Origin of the sequence: Hyphomicrobium sp. (genome assembly GCF_051860585.1) — a bacterium.
Lineage (GTDB): Bacteria > Pseudomonadota > Alphaproteobacteria > Rhizobiales > Hyphomicrobiaceae > Hyphomicrobium_C.
In genome coordinates this window covers 560,933-587,065 of record NZ_JBHYDS010000002.1, presented here as the reverse complement: position 1 = coordinate 587,065, position 26,133 = coordinate 560,933, and the positions used below count along the sequence as shown (strand labels likewise).

Below are 26,133 nucleotides of genomic sequence, written 5' to 3'. Positions count from 1 at the left end.
TCCACTTTCGCTGGCACGTCTTCGACATGACGTGAAGCGCGCCGCTCGGGCGCCGGGGTTGTTGCGAGGACTTTCGCCCCGAACGCCCGCGCCCGCTGTTCCGCCCGGAACCAGCTCACAAAAAACGAAAAAATGGGAAAAATGACCATCGGCCGGGCGCGTCGTGGCGGCCCGTGTTTTTTTACGTGGGCGGTCGGGATCGCATACTCTCAAGCGTCCTTGGTTCAGTGAGACTTCAGGAGACCCGAATGAAGTACGCAATTCTCTGTTATCACGCCGAAAATGTCGTCTGTGCCTGGAGCCGCGAGCACGAAGAGGCCGTGATGGCGAAACTTGGCGCCGTGCAGGAGCGGCGCGCGAAGATGGGGCAGCTTGGCCCCGTCGCTCGCCTGATGCCCACGACGGCAGCCACGACCATTCGCAAGGACAACGAGCCGGCCGTGGTGCTGGACGGGCCCTTCGCAGAAACCAAAGAACAGCTGCTCGGCTTTTTCGTCGTCGATTGCCACAACCTCGAAGACGCGCTCGCGTTCACGCGTGAGCTCGCCGAGGCCAATCCGGGCGGCGCTTACGAAGTGCGTCCGATCGGCTTGTTCCATGATTGGAGTGCCGCCACGTGACGGATCTCGCCTGGCTCGATGCGGCGGTGACAAGCGCGCGGCCCAAGGCCGTGGCGGCGCTGATGCGCTACTTCCGCGATCTCGACCGGGCGGAAGAAGCCTTCCAGGAAGCCTCCCTCAAGGCGCTCAAGTCCTGGCCGCAGAACGGGCCGCCGCGCGATCCGGCCGCGTGGCTCATCATGGTGGGCCGCAACGTGGCGATCGATGCGCTGCGCCGCGAGAGCAAGTCTGAGGCGCTGACCGACGAGGACGCGGTTTCCGATACCGAGGACGCGGAGGGTGCGCTGGTCTCGCGGCTCGACGACGCGCACTATCGCGACGACATTCTCCGGCTGTTGTTCATCTGCTGCCATCCGGATCTGCCGAGCACGCAGCAGATCGCGCTGGCGCTCCGCGTCGTGTCAGGGCTCACGGTCGGCGAAATCGCGCGTGCGTTCCTGGTCAGCGACGCGGCGATGGAGCAGCGCATCACGCGGGCCAAGCGGCGCGTCGCGGATGCGGGCGTTGCCTTCGAGACGCCGGGCGCGGTCGAGCGTAGCGAACGTCTCGGCGCCGTCGCGGCGATGATCTATCTCCTCTTCAACGAGGGCTATTCGGCGAGCGGCGGAGAGGCGCATTTGCGGTTGCCGCTGTGCGAGGAGGCCATCCGGCTCGCGCGGTTGTTGCTGACGCTGTTTCCGTCCGAGCCCGAAATGCTGGGGCTCACGGCTCTGCTGCTGTTCCAGCACGCGCGATCGCCCGCGCGACTGGACGCTTCGGGGGCCATCGTGCTGCTCGAGGATCAGGATCGCGCGCGCTGGCGCCGCGATTTGATCGCGGAAGGCGAAGCGCTGATCGACAAGGCGATGCGTCATCGCCGGCCCGGGCCCTATCAGATCCAGGCCGCGATCGCAGCACTGCACGACACGGCACCGAACTTCGACGCGACCGACTGGGTGCAGATCGACGGCCTCTATTCCGGACTCGAGCAGTTGCAACCGTCGCCTGTGGTGACGCTGAACCGCGCCGTCGCCGTGAGCAAAGTGCAGGGCGCGGCCACGGCGCTCGCGATGATCGAACCGCTGGCGCCGAAACTTTCCGGCTACTTCCACTTTTACGGTCTCAAGGGTGCGCTGCTGCTGGAACTGGGCCGTGCGGACGAGGCGCGCGACACGTTCAACCGGGCGATTGCGCTGGCCCGCACACCGCAGGAGGCGGCGCACATCCGTCTGCATCTCGACCGCATCGAAAAGAGCAGCATCGAAAAGACTGGCGACGCAAAACGTAAGGCGGCGGGCAAGGCGGCCCGTGAGGTCAATTTAGAAAAGTAGGGGTGTGGTGTCGGTTCGAGGCCGCCCGGATCGTCTTAAATCCATAAGCCAACCACGCTCACATGAAGGAGAACGCCAATGAAAGTCATGGTGCTGATGAAAGCAACGCCGGACAGCGAAGCCGGGAAGATGCCGAGCACGCAGTTGATGGCGGACATGGGGAAATTCAACGAGGAGCTCGTCAACGCGGGCATCATGCTCTCGGGCGAGGGTCTGCACCCGACGGCGAAGGGCGCGCGGATTGCGTTTTCGGGCAACAAGACGGCCGTGGCGCACGGACCGTTCGATCTCACCGGAACAGTCTCCGGGTTCTGGATGTGGCAGGTCTCGTCGATGGATGAAGCAATTTCCTGGGCGCGGCGCTGCCCGAATACCGATGGCGTGCACGGCGAGATCGAAATCCGGCCGGTGTTCGAGGCGGCCGATTTCGGAGAGGCGTTTACGCCCGAGCTGCAGGAGCAGGAAGAGCGCTTGCGCGAGAAGATCGAAAAGCGGGCCAACGGGTAAGACAGGAGGACTGGGATGCTCGAGATATTGGGATATATCGCGCTTGCGCTCGCCCTGGCAGCGGCACTCGTCGTTGTCTACGCGTCAACCAAGCCGGATCGCTTCACAACCGCGCGCAGCGTCAAAATTGCGGCGCCGCCGGGCGAAATTTTTCCGCTGATCAACGACCTCAAAGCGTTCGCCACCTGGTCGCCGTTCGAAAACAAGGACCCGAACATGTCGCGGGTTTTTAGCGGACCGGCGAGCGGTGCGGGCCAGCGTTATGACTGGAAGGGCAACAGCGAGATCGGCGAGGGCTGGCTTGAGATTTTGAATTCCGCCGAGCCGTCGCGCGTCGAAATGGGTCTCAATATGCTCAAGCCCATGAAGGCCACCAACGAGGTGACGTTCTCGCTCGTGCCCGAGGCCGGGATGACGACCGTGACGTGGGCAATGGAGGGGACGGTGCCGCTCCTCGCGAAAGTCATTCACCTGTTTATCGACATGGAGCGTATGTGCGGCGGCGAGTTCGAAACCGGACTTGCAAACCTCAAGTCGGCTGCTGAAAGCTCGGTTGCAACGCTAGCTAGGGGGTGATGCCATGACCAAAGTGCTCGTTCTCGTTGGCACGAAGAAAGGTGCTTTCATTTTCGAAAGCAGCGATGGGCGCCGGAGCTGGACGATCAAGGGTCCGTTCTGCGAAACGTGGCCGATCCAGCACGTCATCGCCGATCCGGCGAAGAAGGCAATCTACGCGGCCGGCGGCAATGCGTGGTTCGGACCGGCGGTGTGGAAGTCGACGGATCTGGGCGAGACGTGGACGCATTCGAGCGCCGGCCTTGCCTATGACGAAGGCGAGGAGCCGATCGCGAATGCGTGGAGCCTGGCCGTCGGGCAGGACGGGCTTTATGCGGGTGTCGAACCTGCAGGGCTCTTCAAGAGCGAGGACGACGGCGAGACGTGGCAGCAGGTCTCCGGGCTGCGCGCCCATCCTTCGCGGCCGCAGTGGCAGCCGGGCGGCGGCGGGCTGATCCTGCACCACATCGTGACCCAGGCCGACGATCCGAAAAAGCTCTGGGTCGGTATTTCGTCGGCCGGCGTGTTTCATTCGGCCGATGGCGGTGAAACGTGGGAGCCGCGCAACCGTGGCACGCGCGCCGACTACATGCCCGAAGACCAGCGCTATCCCGAGATCGGGCAATGCGTGCACAGCCTGGTGATGGCGCCGGGCGGTTCGGACCGGCTCTATCAGCAGAACCATTGCGGCATGTACCGCAGCGACGACGGCGGCCGGGAATGGATCAGCATCGAAAAGGGGCTGCCGTCGACGTTCGGTTTTCCGGCGGCGGCGCATCCGCGCGATCCCAATACGCTGTTCCTGCTGCCGCTCAACGGCGATATTCAGGGACGCTACATGCCGGACGCGAAGGCCGCCGTGTGGCGTACGCGCGATGCGGGAGCGACGTGGTCCGCCATGCGCAACGGCCTGCCGCAGCAGAATGCTTATTTCGGTGTGCTGCGCCAGGCGCTGAGCACTGATCGGCTGGCGCCTGCGGGCGTCTATTTCGGCACCGGCGGCGGGGCATTGTTCGCAAGCGCTGACGAGGGCGACAGCTGGGCGTGCCTGGCGGAGCATTTGCCGGCGATCTCGTCGGTGGAAACGCTGGTGGTCGATTGATGGATCGTGGCGGCGAGCAGCGTGGGGCTCCGGGCGGCGGCGGGACCAGCGAAGCTGCGGCCTCGCTCCCGAAGGTCTGCCTCGTGCTGCCGCGCGCCTTGCTGTCGCTCTTTCCCGACGCGGAGCGAGAGGTCGATCTTTTTGCGGCGACGGTGGGCGAAGCCATCTCGGCGCTCGATGCGCGGTGGCCCGGCATGCGGGACAGGCTGTGCGATTCCACGCCTCGCATCCGCCGGCACATCAATGTCGTCGTCGACGGCCAGCGTGCGCGGATTGACACGGCATTGAAGGACGGCGACCGGGTGCATGTGCTGACGGCCATCTCGGGCGGCTAGAGTCGTTCCGCTTTAAGTGGAATCGCGGAACGACTCTAGGCCTTTGTTTTGTCGTGCTTCTTATCGGTCACTGTCGCTGGCATGGCTTCGCCATGACCTGGTTCCCACTTTTCCGGAAGCACTCTAGCCGAAAATGCTCGAGGCCCGGGCCGATGTGGCCTGGGCCTCGAGGTTCGCTCCGCCGGCCGGGGTGCTCGGCCAGCCGGCGGGAACGGTGTGGGCCGTTACTCGGCGGGGCTCGCGGTGAAGTTGCCGATGATCGCCTTGTGGTGCTTGCGCTCCATGACGAGCTGCCAGCCAAGGAACAAGACGAAGAAGCCAAGCGTCACGAGGGCGAACGGAACTTCCATTCCATGCATGGGATAGAGAGCCGTGACCTCGGGCAGCTTCGAGAGGGTCGTGATGCCGGTGTTCATGTTCGAACTCCTTCAGGTGTGAAAGGTGATTAGATCTTCGCCCGGCCTTCCTTGAGCTGCAGCTTTTCGAAGGCCGCTTCGGCGCCGGAAATGTTCGGGTACGTGGAACCTTGAACTTCACCGTCGAGGCCCGTCAGCTCGACCTTGGGATCGACGCGCAGCAGGCCAAACATCTTCAGGAGCAAGCTCAGGAAGTAGGCCGGCAGGAAGCCGAAGCCGATCGCAAAGATCATCGTGCAGATGGCGTTGCCCATCGGCGTGATGATCGGCAGACCTTCGGCGTTGACGCCAAACCAGCCGGCGCCTTCCGACAACGCGACGAGGGTGCCGGCGCTCGGGTAGATGGCCGGATAGCCCCAGAGGGCGAAGCCCGCCACGATGCCGCCGAATACGCCACAGTAGCCGTGCACTGCGACGGCGCCGACGGCGTCGTCGAGCTTGAACTTCTTCTCCACCCAGTTGTGAAGGTAGTAGGCCATCGCGGTGCCGACGGCGGCGATCACGAGGGCAATTGCCGGGTGGTAGAGGTCGTTGCCGGCGCTGGCGCTGATCAGGCCGGTCAGACCGCCCGAGAAGGTCCAGAACGCGTTGCCGCCCGAGACCATGTAGGCCGTCATCATGCCGGCGAAGAGCGCCAGCAAGAAGTTCATGGTGACGCCCGACAGCGTGATCGGGAAGCCGTAAATGTTGGTGGCCGTCCAGTAAGCCGGCTGACCCTCGGCGGCGATGTTGGCCAGCGGAATATGGCAAGCCGCATAGAAGCCGAAGAAGCCGACATAGATCAGGAAAAGACCGATGGTGACCATCCACGGATTGTGCGCCGGGATCTCACGCGGCTCGCCATCGGGCGCGAACTTGCCGATGCGGGGGCCGAGGTTGATCAGGACGCCGAGCGCGGCGAAGCCCGACACGCTGTGGAGAACGGCGGAGCAGTACTGATCGTGGAAGCCGAGGTACTGCACCATCCAGCCGTTGCCGGCCCAGCCCCAGGCAGCGGGAAGCACCCAGGCGATCGCGCCGACGTAGACGGCAATGATGAGGAAGCCGATGGTTTTGGAGCGCTCGATGATGGAGCCCGAAACGATCGACGCCGCCGTCATGCCGAAAAGCGCGAAGGCGCCCCAGAAGACACCCGAGATGCGGTCCGACAAATTCGGCGCGAGCTTGTCCGACCATGGTTCAAAGCCGGTCGCGAAGCTCACGGTTGGCGATCCCACCGGCCAAGCCTGCAGCGCGATGTAGATCCACATGCCGAACAGAAAGAACGCGAGACCGACGACCGGAATCGCCATCGCGTTCTTGAGAAGGGTGTGCTGGACGTTCTTCGTTCGCGCCACGCCGACTTCGTACATGCAGAAGCCGATGTGGATGAAGAACATCAGAACGATGCATAAGAAAAAGTAGAACTCCGTGAATATCGTCAACATGCCTGTCGCTTGATCGGCCATGTCAGTCTCCCCTGCTACGCCCAGTGTCGCCTTGCTCCGCAAGCCTCGTGCTACGCCCCGACGTAGCTGCCCGCGTCTTGAGCTATTTTCCTATGAGGCAACTCTTGTGCCAGAAGTGAAACTCGGTTTAATGGAGCCGTGCGTTTCGCCCGCAAACGCCCGCCGAATCTGGGTTTCGAGGGGTGTTGTCGAGGGGCGGGGCGCCGGTTGCCGGATGCATCGGAGTGGGGTCATGACTGCCCAATCCGTGAGCCTAAGGCCCAGGGAGCGGGCATTGGGCGCCGAAGAAAATCAGCATTGAAACTGGGATGATGAGGGATAGGGGCGCATGAAAGTTTTGGTCTTGCAGCATCTGGCTGTCGAGCATCCGGGCGTGTTCCGGGACTTCCTCAACGAAGACGGGTTTACCTGGACGACGGTCGAGGTCGATGAGGGCGAGACCATTCCGGACCTCGAGCCGTTCGACGTGATGATGGTGATGGGCGGACCGCAGGACGTCTGGCAGGAAGACGAATACCCCTGGCTCAAACCCGAGAAGGCGGCCATCCGCCGGTTCGTTGCCGACATGCGGCGGCCCTATTTCGGCCTTTGCCTCGGCCATCAGCTCTTGGCCGATGCGCTGGGCGGCAAGGTCGGCCCCGGGTCGCGGCCCGAGGTGGGGGCGCTCACCATCTCGCAGACGGAGGAGGGGTTGCGCGATCCGCTGTTCGACGGCGTGCCCAATCCCATCGAGGTGCTGCAGTGGCATGGCGCCGAGGTCAAGACGCTGCCCGCGGGTGCGGTGCAGCTCGCGCGCTCCGACGCGTGCGAAATCCAGGCGCTGCGCTACGGGGATTACGCCTACGGGCTGCAATGTCATGTGGAGGTCACGGGCGAGACGGTGGCGGATTGGGCGGCGATCCCGGAATATGCGCGTGCGCTCGAAACCGCGCTGGGAGCGGGCGCCGTCGAACGGGTGGCGGCGGACGTCGCGCGGAACCTGGCGGGCTATACGTCGGTTGCGCGCACGCTCTATAAGAATTTCAAGTCGCTGATTTGAGCGTGTGGCCCGCGGCGCGCGGGCCATGTTACCCAGCCAGTTCGAGATCGCCCCGATGGATAAGCTCGACGCGATGAACGTGCTCGTCAAGGTGGTGGCGACCGGCAGCTTCGCCGAGGCCGCGCGCCGGCTTGGCGTCACGCGCTCCGCCATCAGCAAGGCCATCACGCAACTCGAGCAGGCGCTGGGTGCGCGCCTCCTGGACCGGACGACGCGGCGGGTGGTGCCGACGGAGGCGGGGCTCGCGTACTACGAGCGCTGCCTCGCCATTCTCGCGCAGGTGGACGAAACCGAAGCGCAGATCTCGCGGCTGCACGAGGAGCCGCGCGGCGTGCTGAAGGTCAACGGGCCGATGTCGTTCGGCACGCTCTATCTCGGATCGGCGATTGCGGATTTCATGGCCCGCTATGTCGACCTCAAGGTCGAGCTGACGCTGACCGATCGCATGGTCGATCCGCTGGAAGAGGGCGTGGACGTGACCGTCCGTATCGGGGCGATGGTCGATTCCAGCTTGATCGCGCGGCGGATCTCGACGGTGCGCGTGGTGCTGGTGGCGAGCCCGGCGTACATCGCCGCGTTCGGTGCGCCGGAGCGGCCGACCGATCTCGTCAGTCACCGCTGTCTCCACTACGGGCATTCGACGACCGTGCCGCGCTGGCAGATCACCGACAACGGCGTGCCGATGACGGTGCCCATCGCGGCGTGCCTCAGCTCCAACAACGGAGACGCGCTGCGCGAGGCGGCGCTGAAGGGCATCGGCATCGCGCGGCTGCCGAGCTTTCTCGTCGGCTGCGATATTGCGGACGGAAAGCTTGCCGTCGTGCTGCCCGGCTATCCGCCGCAGGACGTCACGATCCATGCGCTCTACGCGCCGAACCGTTTCCTTGCGGCGAAGACGCGCGTGTTCATCGACTTTCTCGTCGAGCGCTTCGGTAGCCCGACTTGGGAAGATTTCGAGATCGCCACGCGAAGCGTGTCCTGACGGAAATGCCCGTTACGTCGTGGCGACAACGCTATGACGCCGCATCTTCCAGCAGGTCGTCGTGCTTCTTGAGCATCGTGTCGGCCTTGGATGGCAGGATGGCGAACTCCCAGCCCCCGGCGCGCGCCGCAATGTCCGCCGCGGCCTGCTTGGCCTCGCCTTCGCCCTTGGCTTCGATGGTGGCCCAGGTGTCGTCCTTGTCGCGGCGGATCTTGAGCGTGATCTTGAGACCGGCGTCGGTCTCGAAGCTCACGGTGCCCGCGTCGCTGCCCGGCGTTGCGGATGCTTTGCGCACTTTCTCCAGGTCGAGGAACGTCGCCGCCTCGATGATGTTGTCGATCATGTTCACGTATTTGACGCGTTTGCCGGCCGGGATATCCGCCAGCGTGTGGGCGCCGTCGTCGCTGCGCTTGATGACGTAGGCGGGCTGGCCGGGCAGCTCGACGGTGAGGCTGCTGACCGTTTCCGTTTTTAGTTCAAACACCCTCGGCTCGGCCCAGCTTTTCAGTTTCGCGTCGCCGGCGATGTCGCTGCTGGCGAGCCAGCTCTGATCGTCGCCGGGGCGGCGCACGTAGGTTTCCGCGCCGGCTCCCGACGTGTGGGCCGCGGGTTTCGATTTGCCGGCGATGACTTCGGCCAAAAGGACGCCGCTTGTGTCCTCAAGGCGGACGAGGCGTGCGCGCGACAGCTTGCCGGCCGGGTCGTCCAGTTCGAGAGCGGCATGACGCGTGGCGAGGCGGGTTTTCGTCTCAAGCAGACGCGCGTCGGCCAACGCGGCGATGAGTGCGCGGACCTTGTCGGTGCTGGCCGGATAGCCGCCCTGGCTCTTCATGAGCCAGGTGTCGCCGGATTTTTCGAGCGTCAGCGTGTCGCCGCCCTGCGTGACGGACACGCGCGCGATCTTGCCCGCTTCGGCGGCGAGATCGGGAAACAGCTTGGTGGTCCCGGACGCTCCGGGGGCCCATGGCTGGCGCGCCGCGTGAACGGCGATGGCGACGATCAGCGAGAGGCCGGTCGCGGCGGCGAGGGATGCGAATTGCTTCGGTGTCATGGTGTCAGCTTCCCACGTATCTCGTCACGCCTTCGGTCCGGCGCGACGCGCGCGCCAGACGCTCCAGCCGATGCCTCCGGCCGCGATCAGGAGCGGCACGAGGGCGATGTTGGCGAACTTCAGCCATCCGTCGAGGCTGGTGATGCTCTGGCCGAGCGCCAGCTTGACCTGACGAAGCTCACGGCGCGTTTCGATCATCTGAGACGTGAAGCGCTCGATGGCAGCGGTCTTCTGCTCGTCGGCGATAATGTTGTTGGTCGCGGCCGCCGTCTGGAGCTTCTGCAACTCGGCTTCGACCGACTTCAGCTTGGCGGTGAGCGCCTCCTCCTTCTCGCGGTATTGGCGTTCCGCATCGAGGCGGAGGTTTTCGACGAGCGTGAAGGTGCGGTTCTTGATGCCGCGTCCGCGAAGCGCGAGCAGCGCGTCGCTGCCGGTCAGGTTCTCGAGCGCGCCGACGACGAAGGCGCCGTTGCCCGCGGAGGGGACGACGAACTGCTGGCCAAGCATGTCGCGATTTTCCACCCAGAAGCGGTCGGCGAGGAAGTCGGTGTCGGCAACCACGATGGCGTTGATGCGTCCGGTTGCGACATGGCCGGGGCCGGGCGTTGCTGGAGCGGCGGGCTTGGCCTCGTCGGCTTTGTTTGTCGCGTCGGCGGGCTTCGCATCGGGCGCCGCTGCGGGGTTATCCTTCTTGTCGCCGGCTTTCTCGCCGGGTTTCGGCGCACCGGCCGGGAAGGCGCTCTTGGCGTCGCCCGAAATGCGCACCGCAAGATCGAGCTTCTTGCCGCCGGGCACGTAATTGCGCAGCAGGGCGACCGGGTCGGCGCTCATACCCACTTGTTCGGTCTTGATCTCCATTGCGTCGGATGAGGTCGTCAGCAGCGGCGTGACGCGCGTCGTGGCCCCCTCGATGGGCGTCAGGATGCCGGGCGATGCAACGTTGAGGGTCTCGATGCCGCTCGACAGGATGTCGCCGGGATCGAAGTTCGATTTGTCGAGGCCGAGCCAGGCGACGTACTGCGTCACCGAGCCTTCTTCGCCGCGACCGAACTGCACGCGGCGGGCATGACGGATATCGGCGGCGACTTTCTTGCCGTCGAACTCCACGCCCCAGGACTTCAGCAGCGCTGCGATCTGCTCGTTGCCTTCGCCCTTCTTCTGCAACAGCTCGAGTTGTGCCGCTTCGGCCATCGGATCGACGAGGACCAGCAGCTTGCCGCCCTTGAGCGCGAACTGATCGATGGCATAGGCGGCCTGCGGCGTGAGCATGGTCGGCTTGGCGACGAGCAGCACGTCGATGCGGGCCGGAATTTCGGTCACGGCCTGATCGAGCGTCTCGACGTCGAAGAACTCGCGGATCTGGCTCATGATGATCCACGGCTGCGTCGGCTGCTTGGTCATCGGGTTCTCGCCGCCGTCGAGGGGGAGCGAGCTGATGAGGCCGACGAGGCGCTTCTTCGGATTGGAGAGCGAGTGGATCAGCTTCGTGATGTCGTACTCGACGAAGTTTTCGCGATCCGGCGAGAGGCTCGCGATCACCTGCTGATCGTCAGTTGCATTGGTGGCAACGAGACCGAAGTATCCCATCTCGCCTTCGGCATTGAGGCGCTGGCCGCGCAGGCCCGCGCCAACTGCCTTTTCCTCGACCTCGGTGAAGGGCTGGGGATCCACGACTTCAAGCTGGAACTTGCCGTTCGACAGGCGCTGGAATTCCTCGAGCATGGTGCGGATGCGGCCTGAATATGCGGCCAGCGACGGGGCCCGTTCACCGAGTTTGGACGAGAAGTAGAGCTGCGCCTTGATCGGTTCCTCGATGGCGCCGAGGACAGCCGCGGAGCCGGGCGAGATCGTGAACAGGCGGTCTTCCGTCAGATCGGCCTTCCAGCCGCCGAACAGCTCGGACGAGATGAGGTTGACCGACAGCAGCATCACGGCTGCAAGCGCGAGCCCGCCCCAGGCAAGGCGTGCAGGGCTCATGCGGGAGGCGAATGAGACGAGCGCGGCAAAGGCGCCGGAGAGGCGGTTGCGGACAGTTTCCATGAGAGGCGATGTCATTTGCGGGCCTCAGGCGGATTTCTTCTGGGTGACGGCGACGGCATTCGCAAACAATGCGAATGCGATGAGGGAGGCGAAGAAGACGATGGAGCCGAGGCTGACGACGCCTCGCGTGATCTCGTCGTAATGAGAGAGCACGCTCATGCTGGACACCGCATCCGAGACGAACTGCGGCGTCCAGAGGCGGAACGTGTTCTGGACGATGTCCATGCCGCTGGTGACGAGCAGGAAGCACGCGGTTGCCGACAGGATGAAAGCGATCACCTGGTTCTTGGTCAGCGCGGAAATGAACGCGCCGACCGCCAGGAAGGCGCCGGCAACCAGGAAGCTGCCGAGGTAGCTCGCTAAGATCACGCCATTGTCCGGGTCGCCAAGCGCGTTGACGGTGATCCACATCGGGAAGGTGAGGATGAGCGCGACGCCGACGAAGGCCCACGCGGCGGCGAACTTGCCGACGATCGCCTCAGCCGGGGAGATCGGCAGCGTCATCAGCAGCTCGATGGTGCCGCTCTTGCGTTCCTCCGCCCAGAGCCGCATGGCGACGGCGGGCACGAGGAACAGATAGAGCCAGGGGTGATAGACGAAGAAGGCGTCGAGGTTGGCCTGGCCGCGTTCGAAGAAGCCGCCGATGAAGAAGGCGAACGCGCCGGTGGCGGCGACGAAGATCGTGATGAAGACGGCCGCCAACGGCGTCGAGAAATAGGCGGCGAACTCGCGCCGGGCGATAATCGCGGAAGTTTTCAGGAAGTCGCGCATGATGAACGTTCCGCTCAAGCTTGGACTGGGGTTGTGATTTCGCGGAAGACGTCGTCGAGCCTGCCGCGCTCGACATAGATCTCTTCGACGGAAATCTGCTCGCGGCGCAGGAGGTCGGCGATCGGCTCGAGCGGCGCGGCGGAATTCCTGGGCATCGCCCGCAGTTGCACCGTGCCGTTGGCTCCGGCCGTCATCTCGACACGCGCGACGCTCGGCAGGGCGGCCATGGCCGTCTTCAGTCCATCAGCATCCTCGCGCGCGAGGCGCACGGCGACGGCGCCGTGGTTGGGGGCGCGGCGCAGCAGATCCTCAGCCGTGCCGTCGGCGACGATGCGGCCTTTGTCGATGACGACGGCGCGGGTGCAGACGGCTTCCACTTCTTCCAGAATGTGGGTGGAGACGATGATCGCCTTGTGAGCGGCCATCTCGCGGATCAACTCGCGGATGTGGTGCTTCTGGTTCGGGTCAAGGCCGTCCGTCGGCTCGTCCATGATCAGAACGTGGGGGTCGTGCAGGATGGCCTGGGCGATGCCGACGCGACGCTTGAAGCCCTTCGAGAGCGTTTCGATGCGCTGGTCGAGGACGCCGCCGAGACCGGCTTTTGCGACCGCGGCGGCGACGCGTGTGCGGCCGTCGTCGCCGTTGAAGCCGCGGATTTCCGCGATGAAGGACAGGAAGCTCGCGGGCGTCATGTCGGCGTAGGCGGGCGCGCCTTCGGGGAGATAGCCGAGCCGCGACTTTGCAGCCTTCGGGTTGGTGAGCACATCGAAGCCGCAGATCCTGGCCGTGCCCGCATCCGGCTCGAGGAATCCGGTGATCATTTTCATCGTCGTAGATTTGCCGGCGCCGTTGGGCCCGAGAAATCCGAGCACTTCGCCTTTTTCGACGCTGAGTGAAATTCCGTCGACGGCCTTGATCGGTCCGAAGGTTTTTTGCAGTCCCACGGCTTCTATGAGCGCTGCCATCGTTGTCCTATCTCCCCGCAGCCGGCTCTTCGTGGCCGGCCGATTGTCTTCAGCCTTATCACGCTCCTGCCATTCCTGAGCCGATACTTACGGCTGCCGTCACGCTTTTGGACGCCATTGCAAAGGGTTGCGGGAGCGTAGATTGCAAGGCCAACGGCGATTTCAATAGGGGATGACACGCACTGCACTCAACTTACGAATTTGTCATGGTGCGTCCGGTGGGCATCGTGCATGTCTGCGTAAAACGTGACGCGCGCGGTGTTGCGGGCGCGGCGCGGGTCGCGCAAATCGGACATTTTCTGACTTTTGCGGTCTTGTTCGCACGACATAAATTTGTCATTGCTCGAAAAATGTCGCGGGAGCGTACCGTTCGGCCTTGGAGGGCCTGGGAGTGAATTGATGAGCGCAAACTCGCCGAATGATACCTCTCGTCAATTCGTGCCGCCTGCTCCATTGGACGTCATTCCGGCGTCTCAATGGGCGCCGCGCGGCGCAGACCTGTGGTGGTCGGCTTATCTCCCGCTTGCGGTGCTGGCGGGCGTGCTCGTCATTCATACCGTTGCTCGCGAATTCTACGTGGCGCACGTGCTGCCCGAGGGGTTCGGCTTTCTCGAGCTGTCGCAATTCTTCCTCGCCGCCGCGGCCGCGATCCTGTCGGCGCGTGCGTTGCGCTTCGGCGTCGTCAAGGGAAGCACGCTGCTCTGGATCGCGATCGTGTTCTTCGCGCTCGCCGCGTTCTATATCGCCGGTGAAGAGCACAGCTGGGGGCAGCATTTCTTCAACTGGAACACGCCCGCCTACTGGTCCGAGATCAATCGGCAGCAAGAGACGAACCTGCACAACACGTCGCCTTGGTTCAATCAGCGGCCGAAGCTGATTTTCGACAACGCGATGTTCATCGGCGGCCTCGTCGTGCCGTTCATCCAAGGGTGGACCGGATACTTCCGCAGCCCGTTGCTGGCGCTGCTGACGCCGCCGCTGGCGATCGCGCCGGCCGCGCTGATCGCGCTCAGCTTCAAGGTCGTCGACGATCTCGGCAAGTACGTGCTCAGCGATTTCATTTTCACCCGTCCGAGCGAGGTGGTGGAGACGTTCCAATACCTTTACATGCTCTACTACGTGGTGGTGCTCACGCGGCGGCTCAGGGCACTCGAAGCCGCGGGCGTGAAGTCCGTGACGCTCTAATCGGCCACTGGCGGGGGCACACATGAGGTCGTTTGACGCCGGGCCTGGATGCTCATCCGCGGACAAGCCCCCTGCCGCGGATCTCGCTCCCGGGTGAAGGCCCATTTTGCGTTTTGGGCTCAGCCAACGAGCCGGAACGGGATGGGATCAAGGTATGAGAATGGTGGTAGCGAGACCCAGACTTGAACTGGGGACCTACGGATTATGATTCCGCCGCTCTAACCAACTGAGCTATCCCGCCACGAGGTGTGTCTATAAGAATCGCACGGGGCGCCGTCAAGCGTCTCCGTGCGTTTGGCCGTTCTTGAGACGGGCCCGTGACCGCTTATTCGGCGGCGATGGGCTGCTGATCCTGCTCCACTTTGCGGAAGCGCATCATCGTGAAAATGCCCCATGGGCGCAGCGCGCGGCGCTCGGCCAGGGTCAGGTCGTCGCAGACCATGACGCGCGACTGATCGAAAACCGGACGCCAGCCGATGATTTCCGCGAACGGAGCCATGCGGCGCTCGACCCAGCCGCGGACGCCTTCCGTTTGGCTGAAGTGATTGACGAGCAGCACTTCGCCGCCTGGCTTGGTGACGCGAGCGAGTTCGCGCATCACGCGCTCGGGCTCCGGCACGACGGTCATGACGAACATCGCGGTGACGATGTCGAACGAGTTGTCGGGGAACTTGAGGTCGCCGGCGTCCATTTCATGAAGGCCGGTGACGTGATCCAGGCCTTCGTTGGCGACGCGCTCCCGCGCCTTGTCGAGCATGTCGGGCGACAGATCGATGCCGATGATTTCGAGGTGGCGGCCGTAGTCGCCGAGCGCGAGGCCGGTGCCGACGCCCACTTCAAGAACGCGGCCGCTCTCGATGCTGGAGTTGATGACCTCGGCGGCGTGCTTGCGGCCCTCGGTGGAGACGCGGCCGAACGTGTGATCGTAGATCGGTGCCCAACGGCGGTAGGCCGTCCTGACGACGTCCTCTTCGATGCGGCCGATGCCGACGATGCGGCCATTGGAACGCTCAAGGTCTTCGACACGCAAGCGAGGTTTCATCTGGGGCTTCATATTCTGCACACGTCCATCTCCAGCCGAAGCTTGGTCCCATGGGCCGAAGAGTTCCGGTCACGGCTTCGGAAAATTCTTTGTCGATCCGCCGTCATGCGGGCGATTCCAACGTATCCATTGTATCGGCCTTGACGGCCTCTGCAATCCATCCGCCGCCTAATACACGGGCTTCCTGTGAGTCATCGGCATAGAGAACGCAGGCTTGGCCCGCGGCCGCACCCTGTTCGCCATACCGCAACGCGACACGCACGATGCCGTCGTGATCCAACGACACCGTGGCAGGCTGCGGCGCCTGCGAGGACCTGATGCGTGCGAAAACTTCCGCCCCCGATCCGTTGACAGCTTCTTCGAGCGAGCCGTCGCCGAGCCAGTTGACGTTTCTAAGAACAAGCGTGCGCGTGTGCAAGAAGGCACGTGGTCCCACCACCACTTCGTTTCGCTTGGCATCGAGGCGAAGCACAAAGAGGGGATCGGCGGATGCGATCTTGAGGCCGCGGCGCTGGCCGATGGTGTAGTTGATGATGCCCTCGTGGCGGCCGAGGCGCCGGCCGTCGACGTGGACGATGTCGCCAGGCTGGAGCGCGCCGGGCTTCAGGCGCTCGATGACATCGCTGTAGCGGCCTTTCGGCACGAAGCAGATGTCCTGGCTGTCCGACTTCTCCGCAACGAGAAGGCCGAGGTCGTGGGCCAGCGCGCGGACGTCGCTCTTGGGCATGCCGCCGAGCGGAAACCACAGGCTCTCGAGCTGCTCGCGGGTGGTGGCGAAAAGGAAATAACTCTGGTCGCGCGCTGCGTCGGCACCGCGCAGAAGGGCCGCGCCGTCCCGACCCTGGCCGCGCTGGACGTAGTGGCCGGTGGCGAGCAAGTCGGCGCCCAGGTCCCGGGCCGTGAGAAGAAGGTCCTGAAACTTGATCTTCTGATTGCAGGTGACGCACGGGATCGGCGTCTCGCCGGCGACATAGCTGTCGGCGAACGACTGCATCACCGCTTCCGAGAACCGCTTTTCGTAGTCGAGGACGTAGTGGGGGATGCCGAGCGACTGGGCGACCCGGCGCGCATCCTCGACGTCCTGGCCGGCGCAGCACGACCCCTTGCGGCCGACGGCTTCGCCGTGATCGTAAAGCTGTAACGTGATGCCGATAACCTCGTGACCGGAGCGGGCGAGGAGGCCTGCGACGACGGACGAATCCACCCCGCCCGACATCGCCACGACAACGCGTTTGCGCTTGCCGTCGCCAATGGGGGATTCAAGGGATTGCGTTGACACGTCGTTTTTCCGTCTTTTCATGCAGCGGGCAATTATACGCAGCCGCGGCAAGGCTTATCGCAGTGCGAAGCGCTCCGATACCCCGTTATCCGGGCATAGTAATGGCGTGTTTGCTGACTGTGCAAGCTGCCGTTGCTGAGGAAACCTAGGCGCCGGCCGGCGCCCGGCGGCCCGCGTCAACCATAACGGGGCTCACCTCGTGACGCTGCACCCAGTTTTATGATACGTTTACTCAATGGCTTAGCTTATGTTTAATAGAATTAAGCTAAGGTCCGGGTCTGGTCAATTGTTAGTATCGAGTATCATGACCGAACATCACATGAGAGCGCGTGTGCGCTATGTCATCGGCCCCGATGGGAGCCCGCTGACGGTTGCAGATCTCCCGCCACGGGACACGAAGCGTTGGGTCATCCGCCGCAAGGCGGAGGTCGTCGCGGCCGTGCGGGGTGGACTGCTGAGCATCGAAGAAGCCTGCGAGCGGTATAAGCTGACCGTGGACGAGTTCCTGTCCTGGCAGCGGTCTATCGACAAGCATGGTCTTCCCGGGCTTCGCGCCACACGGATCCAAGACTACAGAAGCTGAGCGCCGTTCCCACGGACGCTCAAGATCGCTTGGCCCGCAGGATCATCCTCTGCGCGCCGGCGTCATGGCGTTTTCTTAGGTTGTTTTTTCTCTTTTTTCGCAGCTTGAACGGCGATGGCCGGCTCGGCGGCCCATCCAGCCGTGACGGGCGCTTCGCCGCATCCGCTGTCCTCGGACGCCGACCAGCGCTCGACATCGAGCTTGAGGCGGTCGGCTAGCGGCTCGGGAAGCCGGACATTTTCGATCTCGACACGGGTCTTGTCCTGCGACGGCGAGATGCCGACGCGGTAGGCGCGCAGGGCGCGCGGGTCGTCCGCCGCCATGTCGCGCGTCATGATCTTGATTTCGGAGTTGCCCCCACGCGAGGCCGGTTCGGCCGCCGCGTGATAAATGTATTGTGCTTTCAATGGGCCTTCGGCTCCGAACCAGCAGGTCAGGACGCCGCGCGCGATGCGGGTGTAGACCTCGGTCGGGGTTCCGATCACCACATCTTTCGGCAGCAGGAGCTTCTGCAACGCGGAGGGGGCGGCGGGGTCGCTCGCCTCGGCGGGAGCCGGGGCTTCGCCGATGACCGGCGGCGTGAGTCCGCTGCCGGCGCAGCCTGAGAGCGCTGCCGTCAGCAGGCAAATGCTTGCAACCGTCTTTGTGTGCATGCCGAGCATGAGTTTCTGGCGCACTCGATACCCTCCGGCGACGATTTCCGACGGACATATCGGCCGATTGGAGCGGGTCCGGTGCGCCGGCCCCAGATCCGGGCAGGCCCGCGCGATTGCGCGGCGCGCCCACGCTTGGCGGATTGGCACGGGAAAAGGGCGAACGCAAGTCGGCTCGCGCGTCGCGAGCCGGGAAAACGGCGGCACCCCAATTCGGGCTTTCGCTTCGGCTAGCGGAGCGAAAGGCCGCTGGTGCGCTCGTGGCGGCGCCGTGGCCGGCCCAACTCGCGCGGCTGATCCGTCGAGAAGCGGGCGAGCTGCTGCTTGGCCGTGTCGAAATCCTGCTGGGCCGCTTCGAGCTTGCCGCGCAGTTCGCCGATCGACGCGCGCAGGTTGTCGCGGCGCTGCGCCGCCGACTTGGCGAATGTCGAATAAGAGAAATGCTTCGGGTCTTTGATCCCGGTGCGATCTTCCTCGGCCTGGATCTGGCGGTCCAGATCGCCGGCAATGGTCTCGAATTCGCGGATCATCTGCTCGAGATCGGCAACCTTGCGGGCCCTTTCATCCATCTCGAAGCGCTTCAGCCTCAAAGCTGTCTCGCGTGCCTTCATCGTCCGTTACCCCTACTCAAGAACATCTGGAGTCTCATTCTCAAGAACCGTGCCATTTGGCGGTCCCCCGAACGAGCCTTCAGCTGCTTCCATCCCGACCAAATACAGTGGCGGGTACGCTGGTGAACCGGAGGTCCGAGCCCCGGTTGTCTTTACCATGCCACGATCCCATTAAGTTGCGGTAAAGCAACGTCGTATCTGCATTAGTTCATTATTTACCTCGCCCGCCTTTGTAATTGTTTTCGGGCCCTAGGGCTAGCGGGCGAATTCTGTTACCTCTTGATTCGTGTCGTTCGGCATCCCGGCGTACCGGTCCTTCGCTTCGCAGCGATCCAGGCCGTGCACGGCATGTTTCCGGGTGTCCTTCGGGGGGGAAGGGCCATTCAGTATTTTTGTCATTTTGGCGCGCCGAGCCTTTCGGCGCGTGGGGACCATTATGTCCCGCATGGGCAAAAATGGATCAGCACGGCATTTTGTATGTTTCGAAACGGAAATTAGGATTTGTTAACCTGTGATTGTTACTTTTGTCGTTACGGTTTGGCATGGGTTGTTCGCGTAACTGTAGCGTTCCATTAAGATTTTGGGCGGCGCGCCTTGTGATGGGGCAAGGAAGAGGGAATGAGCATGCGGGTCCTTCTGATCGAGGACGACAGCGCAACTGCGCAAAGCATCGAGCTGATGCTTCAGTCCGAGGGTTTCAACGTCTATACGACGGACCTTGGCGAAGAGGGCGTCGACCTCGGCAAGCTTTATGACTACGACATTATTCTTCTCGACATTAACCTGCCGGACATGAGCGGGTACGAAGTCCTGAAGATGCTTCGCGTGGCGAAGGTTCAGACGCCGATCCTCATTCTCTCTGGGCTTGCTCAGATCGAGGATAAGGTTCGCGGCCTCGGCTTCGGCGCCGACGATTACATGACGAAGCCGTTCCACAAGGATGAGCTCGTCGCGCGCATTCACGCCATCGTGCGTCGCTCGAAAGGGCACGCACAGTCGGTCATCGAGACAGGCGACCTCAAGGTCAATCTCGATACCAAGACGGTCGAGGTCAACGGACAGCGCGTCCACCTCACCGGTAAAGAGTACCAGATGCTCGAGCTGCTCTCGCTGCGCAAAGGCACGACGCTCACCAAAGAGATGTTTCTCAATCATCTCTACGGCGGCATGGACGAGCCAGAGCTCAAGATCATCGACGTGTTCATTTGTAAGCTGAGGAAGAAGCTGCAGGTCGCGACCGGCGGCCAGCACTACATCGAAACGGTGTGGGGCCGCGGCTACGTGTTGCGCAATCCGGGTGACGAGAATATCGCAGCCGCCTAACTCGCGCCGTCCCAGTTTCCGCGCCGCAAATCTCTAAGGCGTCTTTCGATCCGATCGCTCGGGCCGCAAGACGCCTTAATTGTTTTTCAGGCGCTTTCGAGACGCACGGCGCGAAATTTGAATCTTCTCGTTGTGAGCACAGAACAAATTTCCCCTGCAATATTAGGCCGAGCCGCAAGACGGACTCTTTTTAAGTCTATTCGTGTCGTTTCCGGGACATAGACAAAGGGGGCGCTCGCCCGTCTTGTTGTGTTTCGTCGGACCACACTTCGCCTGGGGGCCGCGTGTGGTGGGGGGCTGATGACATGGATCGTTTTGCCGTGTTCCAGCGGGCCGTGTTGCAACGGTTCGTGACTGCATGGGGCTTTCGGCGCCTCGGCACTGCCGCGCCTCTGCGCCTGGCGCTGTTCGTCTGCCTCGCGGGCGCAGCTTTCTCGGTGTCGGTTCCGGATGTCGTTGCCCGCGACAAAAACAAAGGCAATCAGAACAGCGATTTCGAACGCAAAATGCGCGAGATGCAGGCTGAGATGGAGCGCCAGCGGCGCGACCAGGAGCGCCAGCAGCGCGATATGCAGCGGGCCGCCCAAGAGGCGCAGAAGGCAGCCGAGCGCGAGGCGCGCATGCGCCAGGAGGAAATGGAACGGGACATGCGCCGCGAGCAGGAGCGCGCGATGCGTGATGCCCAGCGAGCACAGGAGCGCGCGCAGCGCGAGCAGGAGCAGCGCATGCGCGACGCCGAGCGCGACGCGCAAAAGGCCATGGACCGTCCGCGGAAGGCCGCCGAGGAGGAGCAGCGCAAGCAGGCGATGCAGGATCAGAAGGGGCAGCAGGAGGACGACCGCCGGGGCAACTCACCGCGGCGCAACGATACCGATACCGATGCCGACACCGATACCGATGCCGACCCGGGCGTGAGCGATGCCGAGGGCCGCGCCAAGGCTCTCGAGGTCATGCAGCGACGCCTCGCCGAGAAGCTGGCGCGCGATCAGGAGAACCAGCGCAAGACCGACGCAGACCGTGCCCGGCGTGACCGCGACCGTGAACGGCAGGCGCCGCAGCCTGATTCCGGTAGCGGCGCTGCGGCTCCGGTTGTGCTGCAGGATCCGGCGCAGGCGCCTTCCGTCAAACCGCCGGTGGACATCAAAGCGCCTTGGGTGAAGCCGCCGCCGGTGGATCGCTCAGCCGGCAAGGACGAGACGCCGAAAGCCCGGTCGCCCGCGCCGGCCGCGGCGCCTCTCCCGGTCTCCTACCCCGGCAAGGACAAAGGCGCGGAGCTGCCGGCAGATCTGTTTGCGAAGTCACGGCAGGGCGAGTTCTTCGTTCCGGCCCTTGCGCCCGCGGATGTCGAGAAGTTGAAGAAGCGCGGGTTCGACGTTTCGGCGCCAACTCCGGCGGGCGGCAAGGCCGCGGTCCAGCGCGTGCGCGGCACTGGATACAATGCGAACGAAGCCGAGCGTGAGCTGCACAAGGCCCTGCAGACCTCAGTGATGCAGAACTTCGCCTACAGCATCTTCCTCGGGTCTCTCGGCGAAGCGGATCCGGGTGGCCCGGATAAGCGTGCGATTGCGCCGGCAACGCAGCAGCCGTGCCCCGACTCGGTGTGTTTCGGCAGAAAGTTCATCCATTGGAGCAAGGCTGCGGGCGCCTGCGCCAAGACGGCCAAGATCGGCATTATCGATACCTCGTTCGATACCACGCATCCCGCCTTCGCGAACCTCAAGGCCACGAGCCGCGCCTTCCTCGATGGCGAGAAGCCGTCGCCGTACGACTGGCACGGCACGGCGGTGCTCTCGCTGCTGGCGGGCAATCCGGATACCAGCACGCCCGGGCTCGCTCCGGACGCTCATTACGTTCTGGCGACGGCGTTCCGGAGCGACATCACGGGCAACGCGTCCACCGATACCGTGCGCCTGCTCGGTGCGCTCGGCTGGCTCGAGGAGAGCAACGTCGACATCGTCAACATGAGCTTCTCCGGCCCTCAAGATCCAGCGATCGCGCGGGCCATCGCGCGGATGAGCAAAAAGGGCATCGTGTTCGTGGCGGCGGCCGGGAACATGGGTCCCAACGCGCCACCGAGCTATCCGGCCGCCTATCCGCAGGTGATCGCGGTGACGGCCGTCAATCGTAAGGGCAACAACTATACGAAGGCCAACCGCGGGACGCACATCGATGTCGCTGCTCCGGGCGTGGACATCCTGACGGCTCTGCCGAAAGCGCAGCAGGGCTACAAGACCGGCACGTCGTTCGCGGCGCCGTTCGTGACGGCCATCCTGGCGACGCAAGGCGACCTCGCCTTCACGGGCGCGAAGGCGAAGCTGATGCCGCATCTCTCGCTGCGCGATCTCGGTCCGCCGGGGCGCGATCCCATGTACGGTTCGGGCCTGGCGATGGCACCCACGACGTGCGGGGACGGCACCGCGGTTGCAGCCGATGACAGCGTGCCGGTGTTGCCGCCGCCGGTCGAGGCCGCAAACGATGCGTGGGGCGCGACGACCACGCTGATGCGGGCCGGCGCCGCGCCCTGAATGGCGTGCCTACCGCGTCGAGGGTTGGTCCGGTTTGGATGCCGGCCCGCGCCAAGCGTTGTGGATTCGCTCGGCTTCGTCCTCGTTGCCGAATGCATCACCGGAAATCAGCGTCGCGACCAACGCATCGATCTCCGCAACGGCGGGACCGCCGGCCGTTTGATATGGCTTGTCCGGGCTTGCCAGCGGATATTTCGGTGTGCCGACATGAAGCGCGACGCGCCAGGCCCCTTCCGGCGTGCGGCAGGCCAGACCGGCATAGTCCGGCCCTGCGTCGGTCCGCATGATCCGGTATTCGCGACAAACGCCGTCCGCCTCGGTGGCGAACGACAGCACGGGGACGATTGTCGCCCGGTCGCCGGTGTAAGTTTTGCCGCCCGGCGTTGCTTCGAGGGCGTGTGCGAGCGCGCCGGAGGCCACGAGGCCGGTTTCAGATGCGGCGATCATGGGGGCGGGCGCGGATGCGCGTCCCGCGAGCCAGCCGACGGTGCCTGCCGAGAGAACGGCTGCCGCAAGACCAGCGGCGAATGCGGGGGAGAATTGCGCGGGCGCAAGCGCGGCGACGGCGCCGTCCAACAGGGTGCGCAGGCGGTCGATCCAGCCGGTCTGCCTGGGCACGTTGGGCGCGGCGCGAGACGCAGGAGCCGACCGCATGATCGCGGCGATCAGGCGGTCCGGCACCGGCTCGGCCAGCACGTCGTCGAAGACGGCCGCGACCGGCAAACGCGTCACGAGGAAGACGTCCAGGCGGCGACGCAGTTCGGCGTCATGCGCAAGCAGGGCTGCGATGGGCTCGGCAGCGGCTGGCGGCAGCTCGCCGTCGGCAAATTGCATCAGGTCTTCGTCGGAAATCGCGATCATGTCAGCGCTCCCTTATCGACGCGCGAACTGCGGCCGGCGCGGATGCCGGCGGCTCGGTGAGCGCTGCGTAAAGCGTTTGGCGCGCACGCGACAAACGGCTCATGACAGTGCCGATGGGGATGCCGAGAATGGCCGCAGCCTCCTTGTAGGGAATGCCCTCCACGCACACCATCGCCACCAGCACCTGCTGGTCGGCAGGTAGGCGGGAAATGCTTTCCGTCACTGCTGCGAGGGTCAGACGCATCTCGGTGAAATGGCGGCCGTCAACGCCCGGCAAGTCGGCCATGTCTTCGATCTGCTGCTGCTCCCCGTGGCTCTTGCGGCTGCGGTGGTGGTCAATCCAGATGTTCTGAGCGATACGATACATCCAACTATCGAGACTCGTTCCGGGTTGCCATTGATCGAGATGCGAGAGCGCGCGCTCACACGTGTCCTGGACAAGGTCATCGGCCTTGTCTTTGTCTCCGGTCAGTGCGAGCGCGAACCGGCGTAGGCGCGGTAGAAGCTCGATCATCCGCGACTGGATTTCGTTCATCACGGTCCCCTCTCCGCGACTATTGGATACAACGCACCCTCCCGAGGGTTATTCCTGAGCCTGGGGTATTTGCGGCATCTGTGGCCGAATAACGACTCAGAGGGCGGATCATCCCAGCAGCCGGCCTTCGAGCTGGATCACGCAGCTGTCGATATTATGCAGGATTTCATCGGCCTGATCGAGGTCGCGGCGGAAGGTGTCCGGGTCAGGCAGGGCCTTGCGCTTCTTGAACACCCGGGAGACGCGCCGCAGGGTGGCGAACAGGCCGCGCTGGCGGGCTTCGCGCTGGTCTGCCGCCTCGACGCGTTCGACAAGCCGGCGCGCGGTCTGCTCCTGTTTGGTCAGGCGGCGCTTCAAAAGAGCGAGCTCCTTTTTCTTGTGCCTCAGCTCCTTGATGGCGGCGCGGGCTTCCTTTTCGGATGTGACCTCGACCAGCACCTCGGTGCCGTCGATGCGCGCGTATCGCATTTGTCTCAATTGCATGACCGACATTCCCCGGAGCAAACGGCGACTGCGTGCTTCGTCCCGGGCTTACTCGCGGCTTGCGGCCGGAATCCGAGGCGGACGCGCCGCGCGGGCGTTTTCCCCAAAACCCCGCGGAGCGGGACCCTACACGTTGGAAAGCGGAACGTCAGCCACGAGCGCGGGCGGGCTGGCCGGGTCCTCGAAAACCTTCTATTCAGGGGCGAGCCAACACGAAGGACGTCCGTTCGAAAATGACAAAATCCTCGCCTGAAAACAATGGACTGAGAGCTGCCATCATCCCGGTGACGCCGTTCCAGCAGAATTGCACGCTGCTGTGGGACGATGCGACGAAGGTGGGCGCTGTCGTCGATCCGGGCGGGGATCTCGATCAGATCAAGGCGGCGATCGAGGAGCTTGGCATCAGAATCGAGAAAATCGTGCTGACGCACGGACATATCGATCATGCGGGCGGGGCGGCCGAACTCAAGGAAACGCTGGGCGTCGACATCGAGGGGCCGCATGGGGCGGATCGCTTCCTGCTCGACAACCTGGCGAAGCAGGGGGCGGCCTACGGAATTCCGGCGCGGCCGGTGACGCCCGACCGCTGGCTCGAGGAGGGCGAGACGGTGACGATCGCCGGGCATGTGTTCGAGGTGCTGCACTGTCCGGGGCATTCACCTGGGTCGGTGGTGCTCGTCAATCGCGAAAACAAGCTGATCATGATGGGCGACGTGCTGTTCCGCGGATCGATCGGGCGCACGGATTTCCCGTATGGCGACCACGATGCGCTGATCACCGCGATCAAGACCAAGCTGCTGACGCTGGGCGACGACTACGCGTTCATCTGCGGGCACGGGCCGACGAGCACGATCGGCAACGAGCGGCAGACGAACCCGTTTCTGACGTAGGTCCTGCCTGCCCCTCAGATCGAGAGCGACGCGTCAGCGCGGGTAGCGCAGCTCCAGGCAACCGAAGATGCCGCATTCGTTCTGCGCGGTGCCATAGCCGGACATCGAGCCATTGTTCTCGAAGATATCGACCGTCTCGACGCGCAGCGTTTCGCTGCAGCTGCCGCGGCAGGCGATCCAGGTGCCAGTCGGCTTGCGGACCTCGTAGCCCGTGCTGGTCGAGCGCACGGGGCCGGCTACGGTGCCGTTGCCATGCTTGCTGACGGCCACGGCGATGTCGCGTTCGGGCCCGCCGCGCCAACGGCCGGCTTCAGCCGACGGGGCGGCGAAGGCGGCTACGGTGAGCGCCAGCGCGCAAGCGGTCGAAAGAGAGAGTCATGCTGATCTCCTGAGGCCAAGCACGCGGCCGATCGCACACAATCTGAGAGGCGGCCCGTTCAGCCGCCATCGAACCAGAGCGGGTTCAACCGCTTTTTGCGAACTGCAGCTTCACGCCGGTGAAGCCGGGCCCGCCTGTCGAAATCGAAACTGTCTGGTTGGCGCCGCTCGTTTCCACCTGCATGGACCCCGAGAGCGCGCCCGAGAACTTCAGGCTGAAGCCGCCGGCCGTCTGCTTGCCGGAGACGGCGCCGGCCTGATTGAACTCGCGTTCTTCCCACGTGCCGGTGATGTTGCCGCCCGCGGAGCGCAGGTTGGCGCGCATGTTGATCTTGAACGTGGCGTTGCCGCAGTTGATGGCCATGCCGAGCGTCGCGCCGCCCTTGGCATTGTAATAACCCTTGCACTTGAGGCGCTCGGACTTGCCGTTTTCGAGACGGACGCTGCCGGTGCCGCTCCATGCGCCATCCAGCGCGGCGAACGACCCGGGATCCGCCTTGGAAGGCGCCGCGGCCGCAGCCATCATGAGAGCTGCAGCCGAAACGGCAGCGAAGCGAAGACGGGTCACGGGGGAGCCTCCCAAACGAATTGCTGAAAACGCCAGCGATATCACCAGCGCAAAGCCAATACAAACCTTAGCATCG

Annotated in this window: 28 protein-coding genes and 1 tRNA gene; 13 read left to right on the top strand and 16 right to left on the bottom strand. The window is 64.1% G+C overall.

Annotated features, from left to right (window positions below; genetic code table 11):
- Window positions 1-248 precede the first annotated feature (248 nt).
- From ACTIFK_RS05645 to ACTIFK_RS05620, 6 genes are all read left to right on the top strand, one after another.
- Complete coding sequence (locus ACTIFK_RS05645) at window positions 249-620, top strand: YciI family protein (protein ID WP_439542064.1); 372 nt, start codon at window positions 249-251, stop codon at window positions 618-620.
- Complete coding sequence (locus tag ACTIFK_RS05640) at window positions 617-1,930, top strand: RNA polymerase sigma factor (RefSeq protein ID WP_439542063.1); 1,314 nt, start codon at window positions 617-619, stop codon at window positions 1,928-1,930. Before ACTIFK_RS05645 ends, ACTIFK_RS05640 begins: the two co-directional genes overlap by 4 nt.
- A gap of 78 nt (window positions 1,931-2,008) precedes the next feature.
- Window positions 2,009-2,437 carry a YciI family protein gene (locus ACTIFK_RS05635; protein ID WP_439542062.1) on the top strand — a complete coding sequence of 143 codons (429 nt, stop codon included), beginning with the start codon at window positions 2,009-2,011 and terminating at the stop codon, window positions 2,435-2,437.
- Between the two features lie 15 nt (window positions 2,438-2,452).
- Complete coding sequence (locus ACTIFK_RS05630; protein ID WP_439542061.1) at window positions 2,453-3,013, top strand: SRPBCC family protein; 561 nt, start codon at window positions 2,453-2,455, stop codon at window positions 3,011-3,013.
- A 4-nt stretch (window positions 3,014-3,017) separates the two neighbouring features.
- Window positions 3,018-4,094 carry a WD40/YVTN/BNR-like repeat-containing protein gene (locus ACTIFK_RS05625; protein ID WP_439542060.1) on the top strand — a complete coding sequence of 359 codons (1,077 nt, stop codon included), beginning with the start codon at window positions 3,018-3,020 and terminating at the stop codon, window positions 4,092-4,094.
- Entirely contained in the window at window positions 4,094-4,429 is a 336-nt protein-coding gene (locus tag ACTIFK_RS05620) for a MoaD/ThiS family protein (protein WP_439542059.1), read from the top strand. The genes ACTIFK_RS05625 and ACTIFK_RS05620 overlap by 1 nt, the downstream gene beginning before the upstream one ends.
- A 224-nt stretch (window positions 4,430-4,653) precedes the next feature.
- Here ACTIFK_RS05620 and ACTIFK_RS05615 read toward each other — a convergent pair whose 3' ends face one another.
- Both ACTIFK_RS05615 and ACTIFK_RS05610 read right to left on the bottom strand, forming a co-directional pair.
- Window positions 4,654-4,845 (bottom strand): hypothetical protein, encoded by a 192-nt coding sequence (locus ACTIFK_RS05615; protein WP_439542058.1) that lies wholly within the window; start codon window positions 4,843-4,845, stop codon window positions 4,654-4,656.
- 29 nt (window positions 4,846-4,874) lie between these two features.
- A complete protein-coding gene (locus tag ACTIFK_RS05610; protein ID WP_439542057.1) occupies window positions 4,875-6,293 on the bottom strand; it encodes an ammonium transporter in 1,419 nt (472 codons plus the stop codon).
- Window positions 6,294-6,621: 328 nt separating this feature from the next.
- On the opposite strand from ACTIFK_RS05610, the gene ACTIFK_RS05605 reads away from it, so the two are divergent.
- Window positions 6,622-7,332 (top strand): type 1 glutamine amidotransferase, encoded by a 711-nt coding sequence (locus ACTIFK_RS05605; RefSeq protein WP_439542056.1) that lies wholly within the window; start codon window positions 6,622-6,624, stop codon window positions 7,330-7,332.
- 55 nt (window positions 7,333-7,387) lie between these two features.
- Entirely contained in the window at window positions 7,388-8,314 is a 927-nt protein-coding gene (locus tag ACTIFK_RS05600) for a LysR family transcriptional regulator (RefSeq protein ID WP_439542055.1), read from the top strand.
- A gap of 31 nt (window positions 8,315-8,345) precedes the next feature.
- On the opposite strand, the gene ACTIFK_RS05595 is transcribed toward ACTIFK_RS05600, so the two are convergent.
- Genes ACTIFK_RS05595 through ACTIFK_RS05580 form a run of 4 tightly spaced genes read right to left on the bottom strand, consistent with a single transcriptional unit; the run spans window position 8,346 to window position 13,141 of the window.
- Window positions 8,346-9,365: a DUF4340 domain-containing protein gene (locus ACTIFK_RS05595; RefSeq protein WP_439542054.1), complete on the bottom strand. Its 1,020-nt coding sequence runs from the start codon at window positions 9,363-9,365 to the stop codon at window positions 8,346-8,348.
- 24 nt (window positions 9,366-9,389) lie between these two features.
- Window positions 9,390-11,420, bottom strand: a complete 2,031-nt coding sequence (locus ACTIFK_RS05590) for a GldG family protein (protein WP_439542053.1) — start codon at window positions 11,418-11,420, stop codon at window positions 9,390-9,392.
- A 9-nt stretch (window positions 11,421-11,429) separates the two neighbouring features.
- On the bottom strand, window positions 11,430-12,176 hold the full coding sequence (locus ACTIFK_RS05585; RefSeq protein ID WP_439542052.1) for an ABC transporter permease: 747 nt from the start codon (window positions 12,174-12,176) through the stop codon (window positions 11,430-11,432).
- A gap of 14 nt (window positions 12,177-12,190) precedes the next feature.
- Window positions 12,191-13,141, bottom strand: coding sequence for an ABC transporter ATP-binding protein (locus ACTIFK_RS05580; protein ID WP_439542051.1), 951 nt, complete (start codon window positions 13,139-13,141; stop codon window positions 12,191-12,193).
- 399 nt (window positions 13,142-13,540) lie between these two features.
- On the opposite strand from ACTIFK_RS05580, the gene ACTIFK_RS05575 reads away from it, so the two are divergent.
- The gene (locus tag ACTIFK_RS05575; RefSeq protein WP_439542050.1) at window positions 13,541-14,326 is read left to right on the top strand and encodes a hypothetical protein; all 786 of its coding nucleotides are present in this window, start codon (window positions 13,541-13,543) and stop codon (window positions 14,324-14,326) included.
- Between the two features lie 164 nt (window positions 14,327-14,490).
- On the opposite strand, the gene ACTIFK_RS05570 is transcribed toward ACTIFK_RS05575, so the two are convergent.
- The 3 genes from ACTIFK_RS05570 to mnmA form a co-directional block, all read right to left on the bottom strand.
- Window positions 14,491-14,567: transfer RNA gene (locus ACTIFK_RS05570), tRNA-Met, on the bottom strand.
- Between the two features lie 84 nt (window positions 14,568-14,651).
- On the bottom strand, window positions 14,652-15,368 hold the full coding sequence (locus ACTIFK_RS05565; protein WP_439542049.1) for a class I SAM-dependent methyltransferase: 717 nt from the start codon (window positions 15,366-15,368) through the stop codon (window positions 14,652-14,654).
- Between the two features lie 103 nt (window positions 15,369-15,471).
- On the bottom strand, window positions 15,472-16,668 hold the full coding sequence (mnmA, locus tag ACTIFK_RS05560) for a tRNA 2-thiouridine(34) synthase MnmA (protein ID WP_439542048.1): 1,197 nt from the start codon (window positions 16,666-16,668) through the stop codon (window positions 15,472-15,474).
- A 283-nt stretch (window positions 16,669-16,951) separates the two neighbouring features.
- Between mnmA and sciP the strand changes: the two genes are divergently transcribed.
- Window positions 16,952-17,230, top strand: coding sequence for a CtrA inhibitor SciP (sciP, locus tag ACTIFK_RS05555; RefSeq protein WP_291150845.1), 279 nt, complete (start codon window positions 16,952-16,954; stop codon window positions 17,228-17,230).
- 62 nt (window positions 17,231-17,292) lie between these two features.
- Here the strand turns inward: sciP and ACTIFK_RS05550 are convergent, their stop codons facing one another.
- Both ACTIFK_RS05550 and ACTIFK_RS05545 read right to left on the bottom strand, forming a co-directional pair.
- On the bottom strand, window positions 17,293-17,907 hold the full coding sequence (locus ACTIFK_RS05550) for a hypothetical protein (protein WP_439542047.1): 615 nt from the start codon (window positions 17,905-17,907) through the stop codon (window positions 17,293-17,295).
- 206 nt (window positions 17,908-18,113) lie between these two features.
- Entirely contained in the window at window positions 18,114-18,494 is a 381-nt protein-coding gene (locus tag ACTIFK_RS05545; RefSeq protein ID WP_439542046.1) for a flagellar export protein FliJ, read from the bottom strand.
- Window positions 18,495-19,118: 624 nt separating this feature from the next.
- Here ACTIFK_RS05545 and ctrA point away from each other — a divergent pair.
- Together ctrA and ACTIFK_RS05535 are read left to right on the top strand one after the other, a co-directional pair.
- Window positions 19,119-19,817 carry a response regulator transcription factor CtrA gene (gene ctrA / locus ACTIFK_RS05540; RefSeq protein ID WP_439542079.1) on the top strand — a complete coding sequence of 233 codons (699 nt, stop codon included), beginning with the start codon at window positions 19,119-19,121 and terminating at the stop codon, window positions 19,815-19,817.
- A 305-nt stretch (window positions 19,818-20,122) separates the two neighbouring features.
- A complete protein-coding gene (locus ACTIFK_RS05535) occupies window positions 20,123-22,342 on the top strand; it encodes a S8 family serine peptidase (RefSeq protein WP_439542045.1) in 2,220 nt (739 codons plus the stop codon).
- A 9-nt stretch (window positions 22,343-22,351) separates the two neighbouring features.
- On the opposite strand, the gene ACTIFK_RS05530 is transcribed toward ACTIFK_RS05535, so the two are convergent.
- The 3 genes from ACTIFK_RS05530 to ACTIFK_RS05520 all read right to left on the bottom strand — a co-directional run bounded on the left by ACTIFK_RS05530 (window position 22,352) and on the right by ACTIFK_RS05520 (window position 24,221).
- On the bottom strand, window positions 22,352-23,203 hold the full coding sequence (locus ACTIFK_RS05530) for a hypothetical protein (RefSeq protein WP_439542044.1): 852 nt from the start codon (window positions 23,201-23,203) through the stop codon (window positions 22,352-22,354).
- Between the two features lies 1 nt (window position 23,204).
- Window positions 23,205-23,738, bottom strand: coding sequence for an RNA polymerase sigma factor (locus ACTIFK_RS05525; RefSeq protein WP_439542078.1), 534 nt, complete (start codon window positions 23,736-23,738; stop codon window positions 23,205-23,207).
- 108 nt (window positions 23,739-23,846) lie between these two features.
- Window positions 23,847-24,221 carry a hypothetical protein gene (locus tag ACTIFK_RS05520; RefSeq protein WP_439542043.1) on the bottom strand — a complete coding sequence of 125 codons (375 nt, stop codon included), beginning with the start codon at window positions 24,219-24,221 and terminating at the stop codon, window positions 23,847-23,849.
- Between the two features lie 233 nt (window positions 24,222-24,454).
- On the opposite strand from ACTIFK_RS05520, the gene ACTIFK_RS05515 reads away from it, so the two are divergent.
- Window positions 24,455-25,111, top strand: coding sequence for an MBL fold metallo-hydrolase (locus tag ACTIFK_RS05515; protein ID WP_439542042.1), 657 nt, complete (start codon window positions 24,455-24,457; stop codon window positions 25,109-25,111).
- Window positions 25,112-25,144: 33 nt separating this feature from the next.
- Here the strand turns inward: ACTIFK_RS05515 and ACTIFK_RS05510 are convergent, their stop codons facing one another.
- Together ACTIFK_RS05510 and ACTIFK_RS05505 are read right to left on the bottom strand one after the other, a co-directional pair.
- Window positions 25,145-25,381, bottom strand: a complete 237-nt coding sequence (locus tag ACTIFK_RS05510; RefSeq protein ID WP_439542041.1) for a hypothetical protein — start codon at window positions 25,379-25,381, stop codon at window positions 25,145-25,147.
- Window positions 25,382-25,574: 193 nt separating this feature from the next.
- On the bottom strand, window positions 25,575-26,057 hold the full coding sequence (locus ACTIFK_RS05505; RefSeq protein WP_439542040.1) for a hypothetical protein: 483 nt from the start codon (window positions 26,055-26,057) through the stop codon (window positions 25,575-25,577).
- Window positions 26,058-26,133 lie beyond the last annotated feature (76 nt).

Bases quoted from the DNA above. Each gene is read 5' to 3' on its own strand.
- ACTIFK_RS05645 (WP_439542064.1), top strand. From the start codon at position 249: ATGAAGTACGCAATTCTCTGTTATCACGCCGAAAATGTCGTCTGTGCC.
- ACTIFK_RS05635 (WP_439542062.1), top strand. From the start codon at position 2,009: ATGAAAGTCATGGTGCTGATGAAAGCAACGCCGGACAGCGAAGCCGGG.
- ACTIFK_RS05630 (WP_439542061.1), top strand. From the start codon at position 2,453: ATGCTCGAGATATTGGGATATATCGCGCTTGCGCTCGCCCTGGCAGCG.
- ACTIFK_RS05625 (WP_439542060.1), top strand. From the start codon at position 3,018: ATGACCAAAGTGCTCGTTCTCGTTGGCACGAAGAAAGGTGCTTTCATT.
- ACTIFK_RS05620 (WP_439542059.1), top strand. From the start codon at position 4,094: ATGGATCGTGGCGGCGAGCAGCGTGGGGCTCCGGGCGGCGGCGGGACC.
- ACTIFK_RS05615 (WP_439542058.1), bottom strand. From the start codon at position 4,845: ATGAACACCGGCATCACGACCCTCTCGAAGCTGCCCGAGGTCACGGCT.
- ACTIFK_RS05610 (WP_439542057.1), bottom strand. From the start codon at position 6,293: ATGGCCGATCAAGCGACAGGCATGTTGACGATATTCACGGAGTTCTAC.
- ACTIFK_RS05605 (WP_439542056.1), top strand. From the start codon at position 6,622: ATGAAAGTTTTGGTCTTGCAGCATCTGGCTGTCGAGCATCCGGGCGTG.
- ACTIFK_RS05600 (WP_439542055.1), top strand. From the start codon at position 7,388: ATGGATAAGCTCGACGCGATGAACGTGCTCGTCAAGGTGGTGGCGACC.
- ACTIFK_RS05595 (WP_439542054.1), bottom strand. From the start codon at position 9,365: ATGACACCGAAGCAATTCGCATCCCTCGCCGCCGCGACCGGCCTCTCG.
- ACTIFK_RS05590 (WP_439542053.1), bottom strand. From the start codon at position 11,420: ATGACATCGCCTCTCATGGAAACTGTCCGCAACCGCCTCTCCGGCGCC.
- ACTIFK_RS05585 (WP_439542052.1), bottom strand. From the start codon at position 12,176: ATGCGCGACTTCCTGAAAACTTCCGCGATTATCGCCCGGCGCGAGTTC.
- ACTIFK_RS05580 (WP_439542051.1), bottom strand. From the start codon at position 13,141: ATGGCAGCGCTCATAGAAGCCGTGGGACTGCAAAAAACCTTCGGACCG.
- ACTIFK_RS05575 (WP_439542050.1), top strand. From the start codon at position 13,541: ATGAGCGCAAACTCGCCGAATGATACCTCTCGTCAATTCGTGCCGCCT.
- ACTIFK_RS05565 (WP_439542049.1), bottom strand. From the start codon at position 15,368: ATGAAACCTCGCTTGCGTGTCGAAGACCTTGAGCGTTCCAATGGCCGC.
- mnmA (WP_439542048.1), bottom strand. From the start codon at position 16,668: ATGAAAAGACGGAAAAACGACGTGTCAACGCAATCCCTTGAATCCCCC.
- sciP (WP_291150845.1), top strand. From the start codon at position 16,952: ATGACCGAACATCACATGAGAGCGCGTGTGCGCTATGTCATCGGCCCC.
- ACTIFK_RS05545 (WP_439542046.1), bottom strand. From the start codon at position 18,494: ATGAAGGCACGCGAGACAGCTTTGAGGCTGAAGCGCTTCGAGATGGAT.
- ctrA (WP_439542079.1), top strand. From the start codon at position 19,119: ATGCGGGTCCTTCTGATCGAGGACGACAGCGCAACTGCGCAAAGCATC.
- ACTIFK_RS05535 (WP_439542045.1), top strand. From the start codon at position 20,123: ATGGATCGTTTTGCCGTGTTCCAGCGGGCCGTGTTGCAACGGTTCGTG.
- ACTIFK_RS05530 (WP_439542044.1), bottom strand. From the start codon at position 23,203: ATGATCGCGATTTCCGACGAAGACCTGATGCAATTTGCCGACGGCGAG.
- ACTIFK_RS05525 (WP_439542078.1), bottom strand. From the start codon at position 23,738: ATGAACGAAATCCAGTCGCGGATGATCGAGCTTCTACCGCGCCTACGC.
- ACTIFK_RS05520 (WP_439542043.1), bottom strand. From the start codon at position 24,221: ATGCAATTGAGACAAATGCGATACGCGCGCATCGACGGCACCGAGGTG.
- ACTIFK_RS05515 (WP_439542042.1), top strand. From the start codon at position 24,455: ATGACAAAATCCTCGCCTGAAAACAATGGACTGAGAGCTGCCATCATC.